The following is a 22,796-nucleotide window of genomic DNA, read 5'->3' on the forward strand; positions in this document are numbered from 1 at the left end:
CATGCCCGACGCGCGGCATCAGGCCCTCGTCGACGAGCTGACCCCGGTGCTGGAAAAGGCCAGCGAACTGCTCGTCGAGGCCGGGCCCGAGGAGGAGGCGAAGATCAAATCCGTCACCACCGAGAACCCCGGGCTCCTCTTCAACATGACCGGCCCGACCCTGCCCGAACGCCTTTCGGAGGAGGACTGGCAGGCATTGCAGAAGGTTCTCTCCGAACGCGGCATCCCGGCGGTGCTCGCGGCGAAGATGAAGCCCGCCTTCCTTGCGGTGGTGCTGGCGGTGCCGCCCTGTGCGATGACGGAGATGCAGGCGGGCAAGGGCGGTCTCGACAAGGCGCTGATCGCCGAGGCGGAGGCGCGCGGCCTTCCGATCGCCGCGCTCGAACCCTGGGACACGGCGCTCAAGTTCTTCGACGGCGCGACGCCGGAGGAGGAGACCGAGATCCTGCGCGCGATCCGTCTCGACGCCACCGACCCCGAGGACAACACCACGACGATGGCGAATTTCTACTTCGCGCGCGAGCCGCGGATGATCTGGGACTTTGCCGCTGTGCGGGCGCGCGGCCTGGGGCTCTCGCCCGAGGAGGTGCAAAAGCAGATGGACCTTTCGGAGAAGCTGCTCGTGCGCGGGCGCAACAAGGCCTGGATCCCGGTGCTCGAGGCGGCGGCGGCAAAGGGGCCGGTGCTTGCGGCCTTCGGTGCGCTGCACCTCTCCGGGCAGGACGGGGTGCTCGCGCTCCTGCAGGCCGATGGCTGGGCGATCACCCGGCTCGACTGATGTTAGCGCAAGCCCTTGCCCGCAAGGCGTGACAAGGGGGTGCGCTTTCCGTATAACGCGCGCGACATCGCTTCAGACCCCGAGGAATCCATGACCACCAAGGTTTTCGGCCACAAATCCCCCGACACCGACTCGACCGGCTCGCCCATCATCTGGGCCTGGTACATGACCGAAGTGCTGGGCCAGCCCGCCACCCCGGCGCTGCTTGGCGAGCCGAACACCGAGGCCGCCTTCGTGCTCAAGCACTGGGATCTCGCGAAGCCGGAAATCATCTCGGGCGTCGAGGCCGGCGAGGCCGTCGTGATCGTCGACACCAACAACCCGGCGGAGCTGCCCGAGGGCATCAACAAGGCCGACATCACCGCGATCATCGACCACCACAAGCTGGTCGGCGGCCTGGAAACCAAGGGTCCGATCGACATCACCATCCGCCCGCTCGCCTGCACCGCGACCATCATGTACGACCTGATGGGCGACGCCGTGGCGAAGGCCCCGCGCGGCGTGAAGGGCGCGATGCTGTCCTGCATCCTCTCCGACACGCTCGAATTCCGCTCGCCCACCACCACCGCGCATGACAAGGAAGTCTGCGAGGCGCTGGCGAAGGATCTCGGCGTTTCGATCAACGAGCTCGCCACCGCGATGTTCGAGGCGAAATCGGACGTCTCGGCCTTCTCCGACGCGGCGCTCCTGCGCATGGACAGCAAGGAATACAACGTCGACGGCACCGAGCTGCGCGTTTCGGTTCTGGAAACCACCGCGCCGAAGCTGATCCTCGACCGCAAGGACAGCCTGATGGCCTCGATGGAGGGCGTGGCGAAGGAAGACGGCGCCGATCAGGTGCTGCTCTTCGTCGTCGACATCCTGAACGAGGAAGCGACGCTGCTCGTCCCGAACGATCTGGTGAAGAAGATCGCCGAGGCGTCGTTCGGCTGCACCGTCTCGGGCGACACCGTGGTCCTGCCCGGCATCATGTCGCGCAAGAAGCAGATCATCCCGGCGCTGAAGGTCTGATCCTTCGCGACAGGGCTTTCGAGGGGCGGGGGGAAACCTCCGCCCCTTTGTCATGGCGGGGCAGGGGGGCGCTGCCCCCGTCTCCTGTGGAGACTCCCCCGGGATATTTTCGCTCTATAGAAACGCCCTCTTCTACAGAGCCGAAATATCCCGGGGGTGAGGCCGAAGGCCGAGGGGGCGGCGCCCCCTGCGCCCGCCCCCGGGAACCGCACCTTTGCCAATCCGTTACGAGCATGCCATAAGCCTGCAGGAGCGCCCTGCGCGGCGCCCGTTCCGCCCCTCGAAAGGCCCCCGATGACCCGCATCGTCCAATCCCTCGCCGAAATCTCCGAACCCTATGACGCGCTCTTCTGCGATCTCTGGGGCTGCGTGCACAATGGCGTCGCGCCCTTCCCGGGCGTGGCCGAGGCGCTGACGGGCTTCCGCGCGAAGGGGGGCAAGGTGCTGCTCCTGACGAACGCCCCGCGCCCGGCGAAATATGTGGCGCAAAGCCTCGATCGCATGGGCCTGCCGCGCGAGGCCTATGACGCGATCGTCACCTCGGGCGACGCCGCGCAGGATGCGATGTTCGCGGGCGCCGTCGGCCAGAAGGTCTGGCATCTCGGCCCCGACAAGGACGAGGGCTTCTTCACCGAGGTGCCGCCCGAATGGCAGGGCCAGGTCACCATCGAGCAGGTTCCCTTCGAGGAGGCCGAGGGCATGGTCTGCACCGGCCCCTTCGACGAGATGAACGAGGTGCCGGAGGACTACCGCCCCCGCTTCCTGCTCGCCAAGAGCCGCGGGTTGCCGATGCTCTGCGCCAACCCCGACATCGTCGTCGATCTCGGCGAGACGCGGATCTATTGCGCCGGCGCGCTCGCCGCGCTTTATGAGGACATGGGCGGGCGGTCGCTCTATTTCGGCAAGCCGCATCCGCCGATCTACGATCTCGCCCGCCGCCGGCTGAGCGCGCTCGGCGGGGCCGACGACAGCCGCATCCTCGCGGTGGGAGACGGCATCAACACCGATGTCGCCGGCGCGATGGGCGAGGGGCTCGACGTGCTCTTCATCTCGGGCGGGCTTGCCGCCGACCAGTTCGGCGACGATGTCGAGAACCCCGATCCGGAACTTCTCATGACCTGGCTCAATGCGCGCCAGCGCGACCCGCTCTATACGATCGGGCGGTTGCGCTGAGAGCGCATCGGCCTGATCCCCGGGGTGCTTCGCGCCGCCGGACGTTTCGCAATATTGTTGCAAAACTCGGGCAAAAAACGCAGCCTTCTTGCGCCTTTCCCTTGCCGATGCTGCGCCGCAGTGCTATGCCGCGCTGCAACATGAACCTGCGAACGGGACTCACACCATGAGCGACACGCCTGCCCCCACCTCGATCTGCATCGACGACATCGAAATCGGCATGTCGCGCAGCATCACCAAGGTCATCTCCGACCGCGACATCGAGATGTTCGCCGAGGTCTCGACCGACCACAACCCGGTGCACCTGAACGACGACTACGCCAAGGGCACGATGTTCAAGGGCCGCATCGCCCATGGCATGCTCTCCGCCGGGCTGATCTCGGCGCTTCTGGGCGAGCATCTGCCGGGCCACGGCACGATCTACATGGGCCAGACGCTGAAGTTCCTCGCCCCGGTTCGCCCCGGCGACGAGGTCAAGGCCGAGGTCAAGGTCACCGCGATCGACCGCGAACGTCGTCGTGTCACCCTTGAAACCCACTGCGCGGTGGGCGATACCGTCGTCATCAAGGGCGAGGCCGTGGTGCTTGCGCCGGCTTGCAAGAAAGACTGACAGACTGACCGGCGGCCTCGTCGGGAAGGCGGGGTAATGCAGAAATTCAGTCACTGGAAAGACCTGCCCGAGGCGGCGAAAGGCGCCTCGGTCGCGATGGGCAATTTCGACGGGGTGCATCTGGGCCACCAGTCGGTGATCGACCTCGCCCGCGGCCAGGGGCCGCTCGGCATCGTCACCTTCGAGCCGCATCCGCGCGAATTCTTCGCCCCCGACGCGCCGCCGTTCCGGCTGATGAATGCCGAGGCGCGGGCGAACCGGCTCGAAAAGCTGGGCGTCGAGCGGCTTTATGAACTCCCCTTCGACCGTGACCTCGCCGCGATGTCGGCCGAGGATTTCGTGCGCCAGATCCTCGTCGAGGGGCTGGGCGTCACCCATGTTACCGTCGGCGGCGATTTCCGCTTCGGCAAGGGGCGCGAGGGCGGCACCGACACGCTGATCGCGCTCGGGCAGAAATACGGCTTCGGCGTCACCGTGGCGCCGCTTTTGCATCTCGACGGCACCGAGGTTTCCTCGACCGCGATCCGCAAGGCGCTGGCCGAGGGGCGCCCGGCCGATGCCGCGGCGATGCTTGGCCACCTGCACCGGATCGAGGGCGCGGTGATCCATGGTGAGAAACGCGGCCGCGAGCTTGGCTATCCGACCGCAAACATGGCGGTTGACGGGCTGCACCTGCCGCGCTTCGGCGTCTATGCGGTGAAGCTCGACGTGCTCAGCGGGCCGCAGGCGGGCAGCTACATCGGTGCCGCAAGCCTTGGCGTGCGTCCGATGTTTGGCGAGAACAAGCCCAATCTCGAAACCTATATCCTTGATTTCGAAGGTGATCTCTACGGGCAGCACCTGTCCGTTGCGCTTGTCGATTTCCTGCGTCCGGAGATGAAATTCTCCAATCTCGACGCGCTGATGGATCAGATGGGCGCAGATTGCGCGCAGGTGCGCTTCCTGCTCGCCGCCTCGTGAGCCCGCGCGCCTTTCCTTTGGCCGCGCTTTGCGTCAGGTTGCGCCGATGAGCACCCTGCGCCCGAAATTCTGGACCCTGCCTTTGGCCAAGCTGACCCCCGCCGAATGGGAGGCGCTCTGCGATGGCTGCGGCAAGTGCTGCCTGAACAAGCTCGAATATGAGGATACCGGCGAGCTCGAGTTCACCCGGGTTGCCTGCCGGCTGCTTGACGGCGAGACCTGCCGCTGCATGAGCTACGAGAACCGCCACGACTTCGTGCCCGAATGCGTGCGGCTGACGCCGAAATCCATCCGCAAAAGCGCCTATTGGATGCCGAAGACCTGCGCCTATCGGCTGCGCTTCGAGGGCAAGCCGCTCGAACCCTGGCACTACCTCATTTCCGGCTCGCATGAGACGGTGCACGAGGCGGGGATGTCGGTGCAGGGCTGGACCGTCTCCGAGGCGGAAATCCCGGAGGACGACTGGCAGGATTACGTGATCGAGGATCTCTGAATGTTCTTGGCTTCCGACAATATCGCGGGCACGGCGCCCGAAATCATGGCTGCGCTCAACGCGGTGAATGCGGGGCACATGCCCTCCTATGGCGGCGATCCGGTCACCGCCGAGGTGACGGCGATGATCCGTGAGATCTTCGAGGCGCCCGAGGCGGCGGTGGTGCTCGTCGCGACCGGGACGGTGGCGAATGCGCTTTCCTGCGCGCTGCTCTGCAAACCCTGGGAAACCGTCTTCTGCCATCGCAACGCCCATATCGAGGAGGACGAATGCGGCGCGCCCGAGTTCTTCATCGGCGGCGGCAAGCTGACCCTCGTCGACGGACCGCATGCGAAGATGGACCCCGACGCGCTGCGTCGTACGATCGCCCATACCGGGCGCGGCGGCATCCACAACCTGCAACGCGGCATGGTCTCGATCACCAATGCGACCGAGGCGGGGACGGTCTATTCCCCGGCCGAGGTGCGGGCGCTCACCGCCGTCGCGCGCGACTTCGGCCTGCCGGTGCATATGGATGGCGCGCGTTTCGCCAATGCGCTCGTCGCCGCCGGCTGCACCCCGGCCGAGATGACCTGGAAGGCGGGCGTCGACGTGCTCAGCTTTGGCGGCACGAAGAATGGCTGCATGGGCGTCGAGGCGGTGGTGATCTTCGATCCGGCGCGCGCGCATGAGGCCGAGCTGCGGCGCAAGCGCGGCGGGCATCTGTTTTCCAAGCACCGCTTCCTTGCCGCACAGATGCGCGCCTATCTGACGGACGGGCTCTGGCTGCGGCTTGCCGCCCATGCCAATGCGATGGCGGCGCGGCTCTCCGCGGGCATCGCCAGAGTGCCGGGCGCGACCCTCCTGCATCCGACCGACGCCAACGCCGTCTTCGCCGCCTTCCCGCGCGCCGCCCATCGCGCGGCCCAGGGCGCGGGCGCCTATTACTACCTCTGGCCCTTCGACCAGTCGCTCGAAGGCCCGGGCGAGGAACCGCTCGCCGCGCGGCTCGTCTGTTCCTGGGCCACGACCGAGGCCGAGATCGACACGTTCCTGAGCCATCTGGGCTGAGCGGGCAGGGGGCGCTGCCCCCGTCCGCAAACGGACTCCCCCGGGATATTTTCGCTCTATAGAAGCCCTTTCTACAGAGCCGAAATATCCCGGGGGTGAGCGCGGCACGCGCGAGGGGGCAGCGCCCCCTAGCTGCGTTCGATATTCATCGCGATCAGCTCGCTCACCTGCGGCATATGGGTCAGCGGCAGCATATGCCCCGCGCCCGGCACCACCGCGGTGCCGACATCGGCAAGCCGCGCCGCGATCGCGTCGCAGGTGGCGGCGACGATCTTCGGGCTCTGATCGCCACGGATCAGCATCACCGGCGCCTCGATCCCCTCCATGCCGCCCGCGCGGCAGATCCCGCCCGGATCCTCGAAATTCGCCGGCGTGACATTCTCGATGATCGGCATCTGTGCGATGAAACGGGTTCGCAGCTTTTCCGGCAGCGTCTCCCAGGGCGCGCCCGCGCCCCAGTCGCGCATGAAGCGGCGCGCGGCCTCCTCCTGCTCGCCCGCGGCGAGCAGCGCGTCGAGGTGATCCTGATGCGGGCGCAGCTCCTCCCATTCGGGCGAGCCCTTCGCCGCGGCGAAAAGCACCGGCTCGATCAGCGTGAGCGAGCGGATCGCCTGTGGCGCGCCCACCGCGATCCGCAGCGCGACCGAGGCGCCGAAGCTGTGGCCGATCAGATCGACGGGCCGCTCGATGAAGGAGGCCGCGATCCGCGTCGCAAGCGTCTGATAGGCGCCGGGCGCGGCGCCCGCGGCGTCCCAGGGGGCCGATTGCCCGTGGCCCGGCAGATCGAAGGCGGTGGTGGTGAGCGTGTCGGCCATCGGCGCCAGCACGCCGCCCCACATCTCGGAGGAGCCGAGCATGCAATGGATCGCAAGCGCCGGGCGCTCGCCCGTGCCGAAGACCTGCCAGAAGGTCTCGGTCTCGTAACGGATATCCTTCGGCATCAGAGGCTTCCCAGATGGTCGTCGAGGAAATCGAGCCGGTCCTGCCCCCAGAACCGCGCGTCGCTTTCCCGCACGATGTAGAAGGGCGCGCCGAAAACGCCCCGTTCGACCGCCTCCTCGAGGTTCTTCTCATAGGTCACGGCGCCATCGAAGAGCCCGGTCAGCGCAAGCTTCGGATCGAAACCATGGGCCGCAAGCTTCTCCTGAATCACCGCATCATCGGCGATGTTCACCTCCTCGACCCAGACCCCGCGCAGAAAGCTTTGGACAAGGCCGCCGAGATCGCCGCCCCCCGCCTTCTGCGCCGCGATCACCGCATAGGAGGCGGGCGCGGGGTTCGGCGGGTAGCCGGCGGGGGTGAATTTCATCTCCATGCCAAGCCGCTGCGACCAGCGCTCGAGCTCCTGCATCCGGTATTTCAGCCGGTTCGGATGCCGCGCCTGCGGCCGCGTGCCCCCGGTGCGATCGAACAGCCCCATCAGATCGAGCGGCTTGTAGGTCACGCTCGCCCCGTGTTTCGCCGCGATCCGCTCCAGCCGATCCCCGGCGAGATAGGTCCAGGGGCTGAACACCGCGAAAAAATAGTCGATATGCGCCATCGCGGCACCTCCCGTTGCGCGCAAGATTTGCGGGGAAGCTAGCCCGGTGCTAAGGCAGGCGCAATCCATGCGAATCCAGTGCCCTCCCCCGGCCGAGATGAAAGGTGACCCCATGCCCGCAATGACCGAACCGAAACTGATCGCCGGCAATGCCAATACGCCGCTGGCCCATGCCATCGCGCGGCGGATGTCGATGCACCGGGGCATGTCGGTCGGTCTGGTCGACGCGCGGGTCGAGCGGTTCAACGATCAGGAGATCTTTGTCGAGGTCTACGAGAACGTCCGCGGCGAGGACATGTACATCATCCAGCCGACCTCGAACCCGGCGAACGACAACCTGATGGAACTCTTGATCATGACCGATGCGCTCAAGCGCTCCTCGGCCGATCGCATCACCGCGGTGATCCCCTATTTCGGCTACGCCCGGCAGGACCGCCGCGCCAAGGCCCGCACGCCGATTTCGGCGAAGCTCGTGGCCAACCTGCTCACCGAGGCGGGCGTCGACCGGGTGCTGACGCTCGATCTGCACGCGACGCAGATCCAGGGCTTCTTCGACATCCCCGTCGACAACCTCTATGCCGCGCCGGTCTTCGCCCTCGACATCATGCACAATTTCAAGGGCCAGCTCGAGGACGTGATGGTGATCTCGCCCGACGTCGGCGGCGTGGCCCGGGCGCGCGAACTGGCAAAGCGCATCGGCGCCCCGCTCGCGATCGTCGACAAGCGCCGCGAGAAGGCCGGCGAAGTCGCCGGCATGACGGTGATCGGCGACGTCTCGGGCAAGAAGTGCATCATCGTCGACGACATCTGCGACACCGCCGGCACGCTGTGCAAGGCGGCGGAAACGCTGATGCAGGGCGGCGCGACCGAGGTCCACGCCTATATCACCCACGGCGTGCTCTCGGGCCCGGCGGTGGAGCGGGTCAGCAAATCGGTGATGAAATCGCTCGTCATCACCGATTCGATCGAGCCCACCGCGGCGGTGAAGGCCTGCCCGAACATCCGCATCGTGCCGACCGCGCCGATGTTCGCGCAGGCGATCCTGAACACCTGGTCGGGCACCTCGGTGTCGTCGCTGTTCGAAACCGACACGCTGGTGCCGATCTACGAAGGCCTCTATCAGGCCTACTGATCCGAAAGTCCGAGTTGCTTTGCATCATCGCCCGGGCCACGCTCGGGCGATGCGTCTTTTTGCCCTGACCTCGCTCGTGATGCTGGCCTTCGCCGCGAATTCGGTGCTGAACCGGATGGCCGTCGGCGTGGCCGGGCTAGACCCGGCGCTGGCCGCGGTGCTGCGGCTGGGCGCCGGGGCCGGGGTGCTGATGGCACTGGTGCTCGCGCGGCGCGGCACGGCGGCGCTGCGCGTCGCCCCCGGGGTCGCCGCGGCGGGGATGGCGACGCTCTTCCTCTATATCCTCGGCTTCACCCTCGCGAATGGTCGGATCGACGCCGGCATCGGCGCGCTGATCCTCTTCGGCTCGGTGCAGATCACGATGTTCGCCGCGGCGCTGCTCTGGCGTGAGCCGGTGGGGCGCTGGCGCGTCATCGGCGCGGGCGTGGCCTTCTCCGGGCTTGCGGTGCTGATGCTGCCTGCCGGAGGCGCCGCGGTCGATCCTACCGGTGCCGCGCTGATGGCGCTCGGCGGGATCGGCTGGGGCCTCTATTCGCTGAACGGCCGCCGCGCGGGCGATGCGCTGGCCGCGACGGCGGTGAATTTCACCCTCGCGCTGGTTCCGGCTCTCGTCTGGCTCGGGCTGGGGCAGGGGACGCCCGCGGTGACCTGGGGGATCTGGCCGGCGCTGCTTTCCGGCGCGGTCACCTCGGGGATGGGCTATGCGCTCTGGTATGCGGTGGTGCCGCGCCTCGCGGCAAGCCTCGCCGCCGTGGCGCAGCTCTCCGTCCCGGTGCTCGCGGCGCTCGGCGGCGCGGCACTGCTCGCGGAAGTGCCGGGGCCGCGGTTCTGGTTTGCCGCGGCGCTGGTGATCGGCGGCATCGCACTCTCGTTACGGCGCAACTAGGGGCTCTGCCCCTCCGGGCCTGCGGCCCGTTCACCCCGAGGTATTTCTAGCAAGATGAAAGCCCCTTCATCTTGCCGCAAATACCTCGGGGTCCGGGGCAGAGCCCCGGCGCTCAGAGCACGCGGTTGACGTGGCCCATCTTGCGCCCGGGCTTCGCCTCGGCCTTGCCGTAGAGGTGGATCTGCGTGCGCGGCTGTTTCGCAAGCGCGGGCACCTGCTCCACATCGGCGCCGATCAGGTTCAGCATCTCGACATCGGCGTAGCGGCTGCCATCACCCAGCGGCCAGCCCGCGACCGCGCGGATATGCTGCTCGAACTGGTCGACGGTGCAGCCCGCCTGCGTCCAGTGGCCGGAATTGTGCACGCGCGGCGCGATCTCGTTCACCAGAAGCCCACCCGGCGTGACGAAAAGCTCGACCCCCAGAACGCCCACATAATCGAGCGCGTTCAGGATCCTGGCCGCGATCAGCACGGCATCCGAGCGCAGGTTCGGCGAAATCCGCGCAGGAACCGTCGTGGTGTGCAGAATGCCGGATTTGTGCACGTTCTCACCCGGGTCGAAACAGGCGACCGCCCCGTCGAGACCGCGCGCCGCGATCACCGAAATCTCGGCGGAAAACTCGACGAAGCCCTCCAGCACCGCCGTCGCCCCCGCCATCGCAGCAAGCGCCTCGGGCGCGTCATCAGGCGTCATGATCCGCGCCTGCCCCTTGCCGTCATAGCCAAGCCGCGTCGTCTTCAGGATCCCCGGCGTGCCGATCTGCGCGATCGCCGCGTCGAGAGAGGCGGCATCACTCACTTCGGCCCAGGGCGCGGTGGCAAGGCCGATCTCGTTCAGAAAGCTCTTCTCGAGGATGCGATCCTGCGAGATCGCAAGCGCCCGGCGCCCCGGCCGGATCGGCCGCAGGCTCTCGAGGAGATCCAGCGCCGAGGTCGGGATATTCTCGAACTCATAGGTCACGACATCGACGCCGGCCGCGAATGCGCGCAGCGCCGCCTCGTCCTCATAGGATGCCGTATACACCTTTTCCGACACATGACCGGCGGGCGGGGCCGATCCCGGCTCGAAAATGTGACATTTCAAACCAAGGCGGGAGGCGGCCACCGAAAGCATGCGGCCGAGCTGGCCGCCGCCGAGAATGCCGATCGTCGATCCGGGGGGGAGCATCTCAGTCATCCTGCGGCTCATCGGGAATGGAGGCGGAAAGCGCCGCGCGCCAGGCGTCGAGGCGCTCGGCCAGGGCGGGATCGTTGATCGCGAGGATCCCCGCGGCCATCAGCCCGGCATTGGCCGCGCCCGCCGCGCCGATCGCCATCGTGGCGACGGGGAAGCCCTTCGGCATCTGCACGATCGAATAGAGGCTGTCGACGCCGGAAAGCGCCTTCGTCTGCACCGGCACGCCGATCACCGGTACGCGGGTTTTTGACGCCATCATGCCCGGCAGATGCGCCGCGCCGCCCGCGCCCGCGATGATGACGTGCAGCCCGCGCTCGACCGCGGTCTTGCCATAGGCCCAGAGCCGGTCGGGGGTGCGATGCGCTGAGACGATCTTCTTCTCGTAGGGGATGGCCAGCTCGTCGAGCACCGCCGCCGCCTCGCGCATGGTGGCCCAGTCGGACTGGCTCCCCATGATGATTCCCACTTTCACGCCCATCGCCGCCCTCGCTGTTTTCGCGCCGGCACTATAGGCAGACCACCCGCAACGGCAAGGGTCTGGCGGCGGTCTGGCGGCTCAGGCGATGATGTCGGGGGTCAGCCGGTCCTCGATCCGCGCGATCAGATCCTTCAGCGACAGCTTCTGCTTCTTCAGCCGCACGAGGCGGAGCTGGTCTGGGTGGCCGGTCTCGGTCAGCGCATGGATCGCCTCGTCGAGGTCGCGATGCTCGCGCTTGAGCACCTCGAGCCGCACCTTCAGCACCTCGTCCGAGTTCATCTCGAGATTGGCGTCGATATGGGCGTTCATGGCGGGCTCCGCTGGCGCTGGCTGATCCGTTCTCGTGGCCCGGCGACGACTCGCCGGTAAGAAAGTTTAATACAGCAATTCCCGAACATTGCGGTGGGAAATTTCATGCGGCACCGCGGCGGGGCGCTTGCGGGGGGGCGGCGGGCTGCCCATATTCGGCTCAGAGGGGTCGCCGCAGGCCGGGGCCCGAACCGCAACGTCGCTTGATCGAGGACTTGCCCGATGACGAAACTGAGCTTTGGCGCGCATCCCTATCTGCTGGGCTTCGACCAGCTGGAGCGCCTTGTCGAGCGCACGGCGAAGACCGGCTCCGACGGTTATCCGCCTTACAATATCGAACAATCCGGGGCGGATGCCTTCCGCATCACCCTCGCCGTCGCGGGCTTCGCCGAGGAGGATCTCGCGATCACGATGGAAGACCGCGCGCTGGTGATCCGCGGCCGGCAGGCCGAAGATCTGGGCGAGCGCATCTTTTTGCATCGCGGCATCGCGGCGCGCGCCTTTCAGCGCAGCTTCGTGCTGGCTGACGGGGTCGAGGTGGCGGGGGCGGCGCTTGAAAACGGGCTCTTGCACGTCGATCTCGCGCGTTCGCAGCCCGAACCGGTGGTGCAGCGCATCCCGATCCGCAAGTCATGAGGAGGCAGCCATGAATGTGAAATATGATTTCGCCGATGCGGCCGGCGTGACGGATGAAAGCCGCATCGTCTATGTCCGCGCGGTGGCGGTGGCCGATCTCCCCGAGGAGGTCCGCGAACAGGCCGGCGGGCTCGACCGGCTTTACGGGCTTTTCGACGCGCAGGGCGAACAGCTCGCCTTGGTGAAGGACCGGCGCACCGCCTTCTTCCTCGCGCGCGAGAACGAGGTGACCGCGCTCAGCGTGCACTGACCCCGGCGCGGCCGCGGCGCGGCATCGGCGGCGGGCAGGTCGCAAGAAAAGCCCCCTGCGCCGCGATGATCTGCGGCGCGGAAAATCCGAGGATGACCCAGTCGACGGCGGGCGCGGGCGCCCGCTGCAGCCCCTTGTGGGGGGTGAAGCTCTCGATCGGGCGCGGCGCCTCCCAGGGCGCCTCGGGCGCAAGCAGGCGCGCGCGGGCGGGCAGGGTCATCGCCCGGGCGTTGCCGAAGGCCTCCGCCGCGAGACGATAGGGCGCGGCAAGGCCCCGGCCCGAGCCGCGCGCCGCCAGCGCCGCGGCCAGCGGCTGCGGCCCGGTCGCGAGCGTGGCGATCCGGGTGCCTGGGGTGAGCATCTCGATCGGACGCGGCCCGTCCAGCGTGTCGATCAGCGCGCCGCGCCCGATCTGCACCCGGTGCAGCGGCCCCAGAAGCTGCGCGGCGATCCGCGCATCCGCCCCCAGATGCGGCCCGAGCGTCACCTCCTCGATGCTCTCGAGCGCCAGCCCCTCGGGCGGGGCGCCGATCGGTTCGATCGCGAAATGCCCGTCGTCGAAGATCCAGACCGTCACCTCCGCCGGAAATCCCCCCGCCGGCCCGTGCAGCCAGCACGGCCCGTAGCGCCCCGATCCGGTCACCGGCAACCGCCGCCCGCCGATGCCGAGGCTTGCCCGGCGCGCATCGGGCGGGGCGACGGGCAGATGCGGTCCGCAGGGCAGGGTGAGCCCGGCGCCGTCACCCGGGGGCGTGGAGGGGGTCAGGCCCGGCCAGAGCATCGGGGGGAAACAGGCGAGGCGCGGGGGGGCGCGCATGAAATGCTCCTTGCGGCGAATGATTTCCCTACCGTTAACCGGAAGAGTGAAAAAACTCCCAATGCGAAAAGGCCGCCACCCGGAATGGGCGGCGGCCTTTCGCCTGTGCCGGGCCACCTGGACCCGGGCCGGAAACCGGCGGATCAGGCCTTGATCAGCCCCATCGATTCGAGCTTCAGGATCACCTGATGCGCGCAATGGTCGACGTCGACGCCGGTGGTGTCGACGCGCAGCTCGGGGGTCGCGGGCTCTTCATAGGGGTCCGAGATGCCGGTGAACTCCTTGATCTTGCCTTCGCGGGCAAGCTTGTAGAGCCCCTTGCGGTCACGCGCTTCGCATTCCTCGAGCGAGGTCGCGACATGGACCTCGACGAAGGCGCCATAGGCTTCGATCATCTCGCGCACGGCGCGACGGGTCGCGGTATAGGGCGCGATCGGGGCGCAGATCGCGATGCCGCCGTTCTTGGTGATCTCCGAGGCGACATAGCCGATGCGCTTGATGTTGATGTCGCGGTGCTCCTTCGAGAAGCCGAGCTCCGAGGACAGATGCTTGCGCACCACGTCGCCGTCGAGCAGCGTCACCGGGCGGCCGCCCATTTCCATCAGCTTGACCATCAGCGCGTTGGCGATCGTCGACTTGCCCGAGCCGGAGAGGCCGGTGAAGAAGACGGTGAAGCCCTGCTTGGCGCGCGGCGGCGAGGTGCGGCGCAGCTCGGTCACGACCTCGGGGAAGGAGAACCATTCCGGGATGTCGAGCCCTTCGCGCAGACGGCGGCGCAGTTCGGTGCCCGAGATGTCGAGCACGGTGCAGCCTTCCGGCACTTCGTTCGCCGGGAAATACTGCGCCTTCTCCTGCACATAGACCATGTGCTTGAAGTCGACCATGGTCACGCCGATTTCCTCTTCGTGCTTCTTGAAGAGTTCCTGCGCGTCATAGGGGCCGTAGAAATCCTTGCCCTGGCTGTTCTTGCCGGGGCCGGCGTGGTCGCGGCCGACGATGAAATGGGTCACGCCGTGGTTGGCGCGGATCAGCCCGTGCCACACCGCTTCGCGCGGGCCGGCCATGCGCATCGCGAGGTTGAGGAGCGACATCGTCGTGGTCGACTGCGGATATTTGTCGAGCACCGCCTCGTAGCAGCGCACGCGGGTGAAGTGATCGACGTCGCCGGGCTTCGTCATGCCGACGACCGGGTGAATGAGCAGGTTCGCCTGCGCTTCCTTCGCGGCGCGGAAGGTCAGTTCCTGGTGCGCGCGGTGCAGCGGGTTGCGGGTCTGGAAGGCGACGATCTTCTGCCAGCCGAGCTTGCGGAAATAGGCGCGCAGCTCGTTGGGCGTGTCGCGACGCGCCTTGAAATCGTAGTGCACGGGCTGCTGGATGCCGGTGATCGGGCCGCCGAGGTAGATCTTGCCCGCGGTGTTGTGCAGGTAGTTCACCGCCGGATGGGCGAGGTCGTCGGCGCCGAAGACCTTCTCGGCTTCCTTCGCCTTGTTCGGCTCCCATTTGTCGGTGACCGAGAGGATCGCGAGGATCACGCCTTCCTGGTCGCGCAGCGCGATGTCCTGGCCGGGCTCGATGGCGTCGGCGAATTTCTCGTTCACGTCGAGGGTGATCGGCATCGGCCACAGCGTGCCGTCGGCCAGACGCATGTCCTCGACAACGCCGTCGTAATCCGCCTCGCTCAGGAAGCCCTTGAGCGGGTAGAAGCCGCCGTTCATCAGCAGTTCGAGATCGCAGATCTGGCGCGGGGTCAGATCCCAGGAGGGCAGGTTGCCGGCCTCGACCTTCAGCTTTTGCGCGGATTCGTGGGAAACGTAGAGCTCCGGGATCGGGGCGAGATTGGGGAGAGACATCGCTGACCTGCTTCTTCGGTTGCCAAATGCATTTCGCGCCGGGGCGCTCGCAGCGGGCTTTGCCTGCAAAAACCTCCGTTTTCAAGCATAACTAGGGTGAAAACGGCCAGATCGGGCGAATATGTCGCCTTTCCGCCGATTGCGAGGCCGATGTCGCCGCCTGTCCCGCCCCTCCCGGTACAGACGTTCCGCTCACCGCCGCGGTGGCAGGGGACGCACCTCGAGCTTCGCGGCGGAGGCCGGCCACTCCGGGTGCCGCGCCTCTTCCGCCCGCATCGCGCGCAGGAAACGGAGCCAGGCCGCGGGCGAAGCGAGCCGCGGGATCGCCGCCAGTTCGAGATGCACGCCGTTGATCGGGTCTTCGAAGAACACCGCGTAATAGCCCGGCGCATAGATCGGGTATTCCTGCGGCGGATCACTCACCGGGATGCCGCGCGGCAGCAGGAACTCGCGATGAAAGGCATCGACCTCGCGCCGGTTCCGCGCCCAGAGCGCGAGATGATGCAGCCCGACCGGCCGCGCCGCATGGTCGAGCTTGGTGCCCGAGTGCGCCGGCTGGATCCCGATGTAACTGTGCGGGAAGGGGAAACGCGCCATGTAATAGGTCGAGCGATAGCCGATATCGAGCGTCCAGAAGCTGCGATAGCCGAGCCAGCCGAAGAGCGCGTCATAGAAGGCGACCGAGCGCTCGTAATCGAGCACCGAGATCTCGACATGATTGACACCGCGCCAGCGCATCATCGCCTCCTTACGGGGCTCAGCCTAGGGCGGGGATGTGTCGGGTCAATGAAAAGGGCGGCGATTGCGCCGCCCCTCAAGCGTGCGTGACGCCTCATTCCTGTTCCGTCAGCCAGCGCTCGGCGTCGAGCGCGGCCATGCAGCCCATGCCCGCCGAGGTGACCGCCTGGCGATAGGTCGGGTCGGTCAGATCGCCCGCGGCGAAGACGCCCTCGATCGAGGTGCGGGTCGAGCCGGGCTCCACCTTCACATAGCCGCCGTGATGCAGCTCGAGCTGATCCTTCACCAGCTCCGAGGCCGGCGCATGGCCGATCGCGACGAAGAAGCCGTCGCAGGGCACCACCGTTTCCGCCCCGGTCTTCACGTTGCGGATCTTCACCCCGGTGACGCCGAGCGGCGCCTCGGTGCCGAGCACCTCTTCGGGGGTCGAATCCCAGATCACCTCGACCTTCGGGTTTTTGAACAGCCGGTCCTGCAGGATCTTTTCCGAACGCAGGCTGTCGCGGCGGTGGATCAGCGTCACCTTGGCGGCGAAATTGGTCAGGAACAGCGCCTCCTCGACCGCGGTATTGCCGCCGCCGATCACCACCACCTGCTTGCCGCGATAGAAGAAGCCGTCGCAGGTCGCGCAGGCCGAAACGCCGAAGCCCTTGAATTTCTCTTCCGAGGGCAGGCCAAGCCAGCGCGCCTGCGCCCCGGTCGCCAGGATCACCGCATCGGCGACATAGGTCGTGCCCGAATCGCCGAGCGCGACGAAGGGCCGGTCGCCGAGGTTGAGCGAGGTGATCGTGTCGCCGATGATCTCGGTGCCCATCGCGCGGGCGTGCTCTTCCATCTGCCCCATCAGGTCGGGGCCCTGCACCTCGGTGCGGCCCGGCCAGTTCTCGACCTCGGTGGTGATGGTGAGCTGGCCGCCCGGCTGGATGCCCTGCACCAGCACCGGATTCAGCATCGCGCGCGCCGAATAGACCGCCGCCGTGTAGCCGGCCGGCCCCGAGCCGATGATCAGCACCTTCGTCCGTTTCGTCTCGCCCATCGTGTCCTCCATTTTCCGGGCGGTAGATATAAGCATCCGGGCGCCTGAACGGAAGCCCCGGGCCAAAACGCTTTGAATATGCGGCGAATTGCCCTTGCGCCCCTCCATGCGAAATAATATTGCGCATAAGGGCGCGGATGGATAGATTTCGCGCAACTGCGGAGGGTGACGATGGCCGGAACCAAGCTTGACGAGATCGACCGGAAGATCCTGGCCGAACTGCAGGCCGATGGCCGGATGACGAATGTCGAGCTGGCCAAGCGCGTCGGCATCTCGGCGCCACCCTGCCTGCGCCGGGTGCGCACGCTCGAGGAATCGGGCTATATCCGCGGCTACCATGCCGATGTGAACCCGCGCGAGCTGGGCTTCGAGGTGCAGGTCTTCGCCATGGTGCGGCTGCACAGCCAGGCGGAGGCGGATCTGAGCGCCTTCGAATCGCGCTGCCGCGCCTGGCCGCTGGTGCGCGAGTGCCACATGCTGAACGGCGAGATCGACTTCGTGCTGAAATGCGCGGCGCCCGATCTGAGCACCTTCCAGAACTTCCTGATGAGCGAGCTGACGCCGGCCGAGAACGTGGCGAGCGTAAAGACCTCGCTCGTCATCCGCTGCGCCAAGGACGAGCCGGGCGTGCCCTTCGACGTGCTCGAGGAACGCCTCGCCAAACTGGCCTGAGGCACGCCGGTTCCGGCCGGGCAGGGGGCGCCGCCCCCTCGGCTTCGCCTCACCCCCGGGATATTTGAACTCTATAGAAGTCGCATTCTACAGAGCTGAAATATCCCGGGGGAGTCCGCAGGACGGGGGCAGAGCCCCCTCTGCCTCAGATCTCGCCCGCGAAGACCATGTCGATCATCGCCTGCCCCTTGCGCGCATCCTCGAGCGTCCAGGGATAGGGCGCGCCCGCGCGGATGTGCCGACCGAAGGCCTCGACCTGCAGCACATATTGGTTCACGCCGGGGAAGCGCTGCGTCTCGCTGCCGCCCTCGCCGTGCAGCGTGACCTCCGCCTCGCCGAAGACGCCGGCATTGAACGGGACGGAGAGGGTGATGCGCCCGGTCTCGCCCTGCAGCGTCACCTCCTGGCGCGGGTAAAGCCGGGTCGAGGTCATCGCGGCAAAGCTGAAGCGGCCCTGCGGCCCCTCCATCTCGCCCCAGACCTGCGCCATCGTGTCGACGCCGTTCTCCCGCGCGATCCGCGACGAGAGTGCGACGGGCTCGGCGCGCGCGGCGAAGCGGATGCAGGAATAGGCGTAGACGCCGATGTCGGGGATCGAGCCGCCGCCCATCGCCGCGCGGTTGCGGATGTTCGTGGGATCCGGGTTGTCGTAGCTGAAGGCGGTGTCGGAATGGCGCAGTCGCCCGATCCGCCCGGCATCGAGCCATTGCCGCACCAGCTGCCATTGCGGGTGATGCACGATCATATAGGCCTCGGTCGCGAATTTCCCGCTCGCGTCGCGCGCCGCGATCAGCGGGTCGATCTCCTCCGCCGAAAGCGCGATCGGCTTCTCGCAAAGCACATGCTTGCCCGCGGCGAGCGCCTTCAGGCTCCACTCCACATGCAGCGTATTGGGCAGCGGAATATAGACCGCCTCGATCGCCGGATCGGCGAGCAGCGCCTCGTAATCGTTGTAAAGCCGCAGATCCGGCTCGATCGCGCGGAACGGCGCGGCCTTCTCGTAGCTCCCGGTCGCGAGCGCGAAAAGCCGCGCGTCGCGGGCGGCGTGGATCGCCGGCGCCATGTGTTTCGCGGCGAAATGCGAGGCACCGAGAATGCCCCAGTTGATCGCTTCCATCCTTTGCCCTCCTCCGTTGCTCCGAAGCTAGAACCCGGGGCCGCGGGGGGCAAGGCGTCACCGGGGCAAGGCGCGCGCGATCAGGGCGGCAGAGGCCTCGAGCCGCTCGAGCAGGGGGGCGAACCACGGATCGTCCACGGCTGCCGCGCGAACCTGCGCGATGTGCTGGGCAAGCCAGTCGTACGGGGCGCGGCGCTGCGCATCGGGGCGCGCCGGGTCGATGCTCTCGGCGAGCATCGCTTCCACGACATCGGGATGGCAGGCGCCGACGCAAAGCGGCGCCGCCCCGAAAAGCAGCTGCGGATGCCCCTTGGGGAAAGCGCGGTAACCGTCGGCCCCGGCGCGCAGCAGGCCCGCGACGGTGGGGGCGTAGCCCATCTGTGCGGCCATGTGCAGCGGCGTCACCGCGGGCCAGGGCAAGACCGCATCGAGATCGCTCCCCGCCGCCTTGAGGCAGGCGAAGATCTCCGCCTCGGAGCTGGCGGTCACCGTGGCCGCGTGGGAATAGCCCGCGGCCCAGTGCGACAGGTGCCCCTCCCCCCGATCGCGCCAGTGTACATCGGCCCCGGCCGCGATCAGCGCCGCAATGCCTGGCGCCGAGCGGCCCGGCGCATCGAGCGCGGCGCAAAGCGCGGTGCCGGTTTCCGGGCGCGAGACGCGGTTGGGATCGGCCCCCGAGGCGAGAAAAGCGGCAATGGCCCCCGGTTCCCCGTTGCGCATGGCGACATAGGCGGGGATTTCGGGCGGCTCGGGCGCGGGGGTATCTTCTTCTGCGCTGTCCTCGGCAGGTGCAAAGGCCGGAACGCCCGGCATTTCGGGAAACGGCTGGTCCTGCAGCAGGCGCTGACGCTCCTGGTCCCAGGCCCAATGCGCGGCTTCGCGGGCGAATTGCTGGCGCGCGACCCGTTGCGTGGCCGCGCGCACCGCCGCGATCCGCTGTTGCAGATGGTCGGGCATGGGCGCGCCCGATTTCCCGAAGATGGAGACGACCTTTTCGAGCAGACCGGCCGCGCCATCGGTCGAGAGCCCGACCTTCCCGGCACTCAGTTTCCGGGCGAAATCGAAGGTCTCGCTCTGGATTTCCAGCTGCGCGGCGCGCAGCTTCTCGATCTGCTTCTGATCCATTTCCGAAAAATCCCCTGAAAAAACCGGCCTTTCAGCCGGTTCTCTCAGGGGAATATGGCGCGGGCGAGGCCTTATGCCGGCAGGCTCATGCCCTTTTCGCGCGCGAGCGTCTTCATCCGGCCCTGCAGCTTTTCGAAGGCGCGCACCTCGATCTGGCGGATGCGTTCGCGCGAGACGTCGTATTTCGTCGAAAGCTCCTCGAGCGTGACCGGCTCGTCGCGCAGCCGCCGCTCGATCAGAATGTCGCGCTCGCGTTCGTTGAGCACATCCATCGCCGCAGTCAGCATCGCGCGCCGCGCCTCGAGCTCGTCGGCCTCGGCATAGGCCTCGGCCTGATCGGCGTCCTCGTCCTCGAGCCAGTCCTGCCATTGCGTGGCGCTGTCGCCCTCGGCCGAACCCACCTGCGCATTGAGCGAGGCGTCCGAACCCGAGAGGCGGCGGTTCATGTCGACCACCTCCTGCTCGGTCACGTTCAGATCATGCGCGATCTTCGCCACGTTTTCCGGGCGCAGATCGCCGTCCTCATAGGCGCCGATCTTCGACTTCGCCTTGCGCAGGTTGAAGAACAGCTTCTTCTGCGCCGAGGTGGTGCCGAGTTTCACCAGGCTCCACGAGCGCAGGATGTATTCCTGGATCGCGGCGCGGATCCACCACATCGCATAGGTGGCGAGGCGGAAGCCCTTTTCCGGGTCGAAGCGTTTCACCGCCTGCATCAGGCCCACGTTCGCCTCGGAGATCACCTCCGCCTGCGGCAGGCCATAGCCGCGATAGCCCATGGCGATCTTCGCCGCGAGTCGCAGATGCGAGGTGACGAGACGATGCGCCGCCTGCGGATCCTGATGGTCCGCCCAGCGTTTCGCGAGCATGTATTCCTCTTCCGGCTCCAGAAGCGGAAACTTCCGGATTTCCTGCAGATAGCGGTTCATCCCCTGTTCGGGACTGGGCGCGGGCAGGTTGGCGTAGGTGGTCATGCGGTCCTTTCTCCCTGATCGACCCCGGAATATGGGGGCCGCCTGCGCCGGTTCAAGACCCCGGTGACAGGCGCTAACACAGAGGGTTGAACGGATGATGAAGCGATTTCGGTCGCGCGGCAAGGCGCATTGACAGAAATGTGAACCGGTTGGTTTACTTGGCGCCCGCCCGCAGCGTGGCGAGCAGTGCCTCGAGATCGGCGGGCAGGGGGGAGGTGAAGCTCAGCTCCTCGCCGGTGACCGGATGCACGAAGCCGAGCGTCGCCGCATGCAGCGCCTGGCGCGGGAAATCGGCCACCGCCGCCACCGCCGTCTCGCCGATCGCCTTCGCGGGCAGCTTGCGCTTGCCGCCATAGGTCGGATCGCCGATCAGCCCGTGGCCGGCATGCGCCATGTGCACGCGGATCTGATGGGTGCGCCCGGTCTCGAGCCAGCAATCGACCAGCGCGGCCACCCCGCCAAAGGCCTCGACCACCCGCGCGCGGGTCACCGCATGCCGCCCGCCGCCGTCGAAAAGCACCGCCTGCCGCTGCCGGTCGGTCTTGTGCCGGGCGAGCTGCGAGGTGATCTTGAGGATATTCCCGGCCTCGAAACTCACGCCGCGGGTGCCGCGCAGTCGCGGATCGGCGGCGTCGGGCACGCCATAGACCACCGCCGAATAATGCCGGTGCACCGTATGTTTTTCGAATTGCGCGGCAAGGCCGTGATGCGCGCGGTCGGATTTCGCCACCACAAGGAGGCCCGAGGTGTCCTTGTCGATCCGGTGCACGATGCCCGGGCGCGCCTCGCCGCCGATGCCCGACAGATTGCCGCCGAAATGGTGGAGCAGCGCGTTCACCAGCGTGCCGTCCTCCGAGCCGGGCGCCGGATGCACCACCATCCCCGCGGGCTTGTCGATGACGATCAGATCCGCGTCCTCCCAAAGCACGGTGAGCGGGATCTCCTGCGCCAGGGTCTCGACCGGTTTCGCCGGCTCGAGCGCGATCTCGTAGGTCTCGCCCTCGGCGACCTTCGCTTTCTGGTCGGTCACCGCCACGCCATCCTTCGTCACCGCGCCCTCGGCGATGAGCCGGGCCAGCCGCGAGCGCGACAGCGCCGCTTCCTCTGGCACAGCGGCCGCCAAGGCCTTATCAAGGCGCTCGGCGGGGTTTTCGCCGATCACGATCTGCAAGGTGGTACGCGCGATGTCCGACGACATGATGCCTTCCGATCCGGCCCCGCTGCCGGAGGTCCGCTTTCTCAAGGTATTGGTGACGACGCTCGCCGGCACGATGATCTTCGGCCTTCTAGCGATCATCTGGCTGCTTGTCACCCGCCTGGGCGAGCCGGCGCCGATGCCCTCCCTGCCGAAGAACATCGACCTGCCCGCGGGGGCGATCCCGGTGGCGCTGACCTTCGCGACCGACCGCGTCGTGGTGCTGACCGAGGACGACCGCGTCCTCGTCTATGCCCATGACGGGCGGCTGATCGGGCAGACGGCGCTGGTGACGCCGTGACGCGCGTGCCGCGGCTTGGCGTGCTGGCGGTGCTGCTGCGCGGGGCGGAGGTGCTGCTCGTGCGCCGCGCCAATCCGCCCGATGCCGGGCTCTGGGGCTTTCCGGGCGGCAAGGTCGAATGGGGCGAAACCGTCGAGGAAGCCGCCGCGCGCGAGCTGCTCGAGGAAACCGGCGTGCAGGCCATGCCCGGCGCCGTGCTCGGCCAGACCGATGCGATCAGCCGCGACGCCGCGGGCGAGATCGCCTTTCATTATCATCTCGTTGCGGTGGCCTGCACCTATGTCACGGGCGAACCTGTCGCCGATGACGATGCGCTCGAAGCGGCCTGGGTGCCGCAGGCCGAGGTTCTCGCCCGCGCCCTGCCGATGAGCGCGCGCGTCGACGAAGTGCTGGCCCTCGCCCTCGCGCAGCCGCGCTGATCTTTTCCTTGGAAAAATACTCCCGCCGGAGGCGTCCGTGATTGCCACGGGAGCCTCCGGCGGGAGTATTTG

27 protein-coding genes are annotated in these 22,796 nt (G+C 67.5%); 14 read left to right on the top strand and 13 right to left on the bottom strand.

Annotated features, from left to right (window positions below; all coding sequences use genetic code 11):
- The 7 genes from AB7U46_RS14425 to AB7U46_RS14455 form a co-directional block, all read left to right on the top strand.
- Positions 1-778: TraB/GumN family protein (locus AB7U46_RS14425; RefSeq protein ID WP_428337678.1), on the top strand; the 778-nt coding region annotated here is incomplete at its 5' end.
- Positions 779-868: 90 nt separating this feature from the next.
- Complete coding sequence (locus AB7U46_RS14430; protein ID WP_428337679.1) at positions 869-1,789, top strand: manganese-dependent inorganic pyrophosphatase; 921 nt, start codon at positions 869-871, stop codon at positions 1,787-1,789.
- Between the two features lie 294 nt (positions 1,790-2,083).
- Positions 2,084-2,962, top strand: coding sequence for a TIGR01459 family HAD-type hydrolase (locus AB7U46_RS14435; RefSeq protein WP_428337680.1), 879 nt, complete (start codon positions 2,084-2,086; stop codon positions 2,960-2,962).
- A 166-nt stretch (positions 2,963-3,128) separates the two neighbouring features.
- Entirely contained in the window at positions 3,129-3,572 is a 444-nt protein-coding gene (locus AB7U46_RS14440) for a MaoC family dehydratase (protein ID WP_428337681.1), read from the top strand.
- Between the two features lie 36 nt (positions 3,573-3,608).
- Complete coding sequence (locus tag AB7U46_RS14445; RefSeq protein WP_428337682.1) at positions 3,609-4,532, top strand: bifunctional riboflavin kinase/FAD synthetase; 924 nt, start codon at positions 3,609-3,611, stop codon at positions 4,530-4,532.
- 46 nt (positions 4,533-4,578) lie between these two features.
- On the top strand, positions 4,579-5,025 hold the full coding sequence (locus AB7U46_RS14450; RefSeq protein ID WP_428337683.1) for a YcgN family cysteine cluster protein: 447 nt from the start codon (positions 4,579-4,581) through the stop codon (positions 5,023-5,025).
- The gene (locus tag AB7U46_RS14455) at positions 5,026-6,075 is read left to right on the top strand and encodes a threonine aldolase family protein (RefSeq protein ID WP_428337684.1); all 1,050 of its coding nucleotides are present in this window, start codon (positions 5,026-5,028) and stop codon (positions 6,073-6,075) included.
- A 128-nt stretch (positions 6,076-6,203) separates the two neighbouring features.
- On the opposite strand, the gene AB7U46_RS14460 is transcribed toward AB7U46_RS14455, so the two are convergent.
- Together AB7U46_RS14460 and AB7U46_RS14465 are read right to left on the bottom strand one after the other, a co-directional pair.
- Complete coding sequence (locus AB7U46_RS14460; RefSeq protein ID WP_428337685.1) at positions 6,204-7,016, bottom strand: alpha/beta fold hydrolase; 813 nt, start codon at positions 7,014-7,016, stop codon at positions 6,204-6,206.
- Positions 7,016-7,615 (bottom strand): 2-hydroxychromene-2-carboxylate isomerase, encoded by a 600-nt coding sequence (locus tag AB7U46_RS14465; RefSeq protein WP_428337686.1) that lies wholly within the window; start codon positions 7,613-7,615, stop codon positions 7,016-7,018. Before AB7U46_RS14465 ends, AB7U46_RS14460 begins: the two co-directional genes overlap by 1 nt.
- Positions 7,616-7,727: 112 nt before the next feature.
- On the opposite strand from AB7U46_RS14465, the gene AB7U46_RS14470 reads away from it, so the two are divergent.
- Both AB7U46_RS14470 and AB7U46_RS14475 read left to right on the top strand, forming a co-directional pair.
- Positions 7,728-8,747 carry a ribose-phosphate pyrophosphokinase gene (locus tag AB7U46_RS14470; protein WP_428337687.1) on the top strand — a complete coding sequence of 340 codons (1,020 nt, stop codon included), beginning with the start codon at positions 7,728-7,730 and terminating at the stop codon, positions 8,745-8,747.
- A 49-nt stretch (positions 8,748-8,796) separates the two neighbouring features.
- The gene (locus AB7U46_RS14475; protein ID WP_428337688.1) at positions 8,797-9,633 is read left to right on the top strand and encodes a DMT family transporter; all 837 of its coding nucleotides are present in this window, start codon (positions 8,797-8,799) and stop codon (positions 9,631-9,633) included.
- 112 nt (positions 9,634-9,745) lie between these two features.
- Here AB7U46_RS14475 and AB7U46_RS14480 read toward each other — a convergent pair whose 3' ends face one another.
- From AB7U46_RS14480 to AB7U46_RS14490, 3 genes are all read right to left on the bottom strand, one after another.
- Positions 9,746-10,810 (bottom strand): 5-(carboxyamino)imidazole ribonucleotide synthase, encoded by a 1,065-nt coding sequence (locus AB7U46_RS14480; RefSeq protein WP_428337689.1) that lies wholly within the window; start codon positions 10,808-10,810, stop codon positions 9,746-9,748.
- Entirely contained in the window at positions 10,803-11,288 is a 486-nt protein-coding gene (purE, locus tag AB7U46_RS14485; protein WP_428337690.1) for a 5-(carboxyamino)imidazole ribonucleotide mutase, read from the bottom strand. Before purE ends, AB7U46_RS14480 begins: the two co-directional genes overlap by 8 nt.
- A gap of 78 nt (positions 11,289-11,366) precedes the next feature.
- Positions 11,367-11,597, bottom strand: coding sequence for a YdcH family protein (locus AB7U46_RS14490; protein WP_428337691.1), 231 nt, complete (start codon positions 11,595-11,597; stop codon positions 11,367-11,369).
- 222 nt (positions 11,598-11,819) lie between these two features.
- On the opposite strand from AB7U46_RS14490, the gene AB7U46_RS14495 reads away from it, so the two are divergent.
- Both AB7U46_RS14495 and AB7U46_RS14500 read left to right on the top strand, forming a co-directional pair.
- Entirely contained in the window at positions 11,820-12,233 is a 414-nt protein-coding gene (locus tag AB7U46_RS14495) for an Hsp20 family protein (RefSeq protein WP_428337692.1), read from the top strand.
- A 10-nt stretch (positions 12,234-12,243) separates the two neighbouring features.
- Positions 12,244-12,483 carry a DUF1150 family protein gene (locus AB7U46_RS14500; RefSeq protein ID WP_428337693.1) on the top strand — a complete coding sequence of 80 codons (240 nt, stop codon included), beginning with the start codon at positions 12,244-12,246 and terminating at the stop codon, positions 12,481-12,483.
- Here the strand turns inward: AB7U46_RS14500 and AB7U46_RS14505 are convergent.
- From AB7U46_RS14505 to trxB, 4 genes are all read right to left on the bottom strand, one after another.
- The gene (locus AB7U46_RS14505; RefSeq protein ID WP_428337694.1) at positions 12,470-13,300 is read right to left on the bottom strand and encodes a Hint domain-containing protein; all 831 of its coding nucleotides are present in this window, start codon (positions 13,298-13,300) and stop codon (positions 12,470-12,472) included. The two genes, AB7U46_RS14500 and AB7U46_RS14505, sit on opposite strands and share 14 nt — an antisense overlap.
- Positions 13,301-13,443: 143 nt before the next feature.
- Positions 13,444-15,150: a bifunctional sulfate adenylyltransferase/adenylylsulfate kinase gene (locus AB7U46_RS14510; RefSeq protein WP_428337695.1), complete on the bottom strand. Its 1,707-nt coding sequence runs from the start codon at positions 15,148-15,150 to the stop codon at positions 13,444-13,446.
- 192 nt (positions 15,151-15,342) lie between these two features.
- On the bottom strand, positions 15,343-15,888 hold the full coding sequence (locus AB7U46_RS14515) for a VOC family protein (RefSeq protein ID WP_428337696.1): 546 nt from the start codon (positions 15,886-15,888) through the stop codon (positions 15,343-15,345).
- Positions 15,889-15,982: 94 nt separating this feature from the next.
- Positions 15,983-16,924 (bottom strand): thioredoxin-disulfide reductase, encoded by a 942-nt coding sequence (trxB, locus tag AB7U46_RS14520; RefSeq protein WP_428337697.1) that lies wholly within the window; start codon positions 16,922-16,924, stop codon positions 15,983-15,985.
- Positions 16,925-17,095: 171 nt separating this feature from the next.
- On the opposite strand from trxB, the gene AB7U46_RS14525 reads away from it, so the two are divergent.
- Positions 17,096-17,596 carry an Lrp/AsnC family transcriptional regulator gene (locus tag AB7U46_RS14525; protein ID WP_428337698.1) on the top strand — a complete coding sequence of 167 codons (501 nt, stop codon included), beginning with the start codon at positions 17,096-17,098 and terminating at the stop codon, positions 17,594-17,596.
- Between the two features lie 145 nt (positions 17,597-17,741).
- Here AB7U46_RS14525 and AB7U46_RS14530 read toward each other — a convergent pair whose 3' ends face one another.
- The 4 genes from AB7U46_RS14530 to AB7U46_RS14545 form a co-directional block, all read right to left on the bottom strand.
- The gene (locus tag AB7U46_RS14530) at positions 17,742-18,713 is read right to left on the bottom strand and encodes a Gfo/Idh/MocA family protein (protein ID WP_428337699.1); all 972 of its coding nucleotides are present in this window, start codon (positions 18,711-18,713) and stop codon (positions 17,742-17,744) included.
- Positions 18,714-18,770: 57 nt separating this feature from the next.
- A complete protein-coding gene (locus AB7U46_RS14535) occupies positions 18,771-19,838 on the bottom strand; it encodes a hypothetical protein (RefSeq protein ID WP_428337700.1) in 1,068 nt (355 codons plus the stop codon).
- 71 nt (positions 19,839-19,909) lie between these two features.
- Positions 19,910-20,809 carry an RNA polymerase sigma factor RpoH gene (gene rpoH, locus AB7U46_RS14540; protein ID WP_428337701.1) on the bottom strand — a complete coding sequence of 300 codons (900 nt, stop codon included), beginning with the start codon at positions 20,807-20,809 and terminating at the stop codon, positions 19,910-19,912.
- A 154-nt stretch (positions 20,810-20,963) separates the two neighbouring features.
- A complete protein-coding gene (locus AB7U46_RS14545) occupies positions 20,964-22,007 on the bottom strand; it encodes an RluA family pseudouridine synthase (RefSeq protein WP_428337702.1) in 1,044 nt (347 codons plus the stop codon).
- Here AB7U46_RS14545 and AB7U46_RS14550 point away from each other — a divergent pair.
- Both AB7U46_RS14550 and AB7U46_RS14555 read left to right on the top strand, forming a co-directional pair.
- Entirely contained in the window at positions 21,994-22,305 is a 312-nt protein-coding gene (locus tag AB7U46_RS14550) for a DUF6476 family protein (RefSeq protein WP_428337703.1), read from the top strand. The genes AB7U46_RS14545 and AB7U46_RS14550 overlap by 14 nt on opposite strands.
- A complete protein-coding gene (locus AB7U46_RS14555; protein ID WP_428337704.1) occupies positions 22,302-22,724 on the top strand; it encodes an NUDIX hydrolase in 423 nt (140 codons plus the stop codon). The genes AB7U46_RS14550 and AB7U46_RS14555 overlap by 4 nt, the downstream gene beginning before the upstream one ends.
- Positions 22,725-22,796 lie beyond the last annotated feature (72 nt).

The organism is Paenirhodobacter sp., from assembly GCF_050177655.1.
Classification (GTDB): domain Bacteria; phylum Pseudomonadota; class Alphaproteobacteria; order Rhodobacterales; family Rhodobacteraceae; genus Rhodobacter.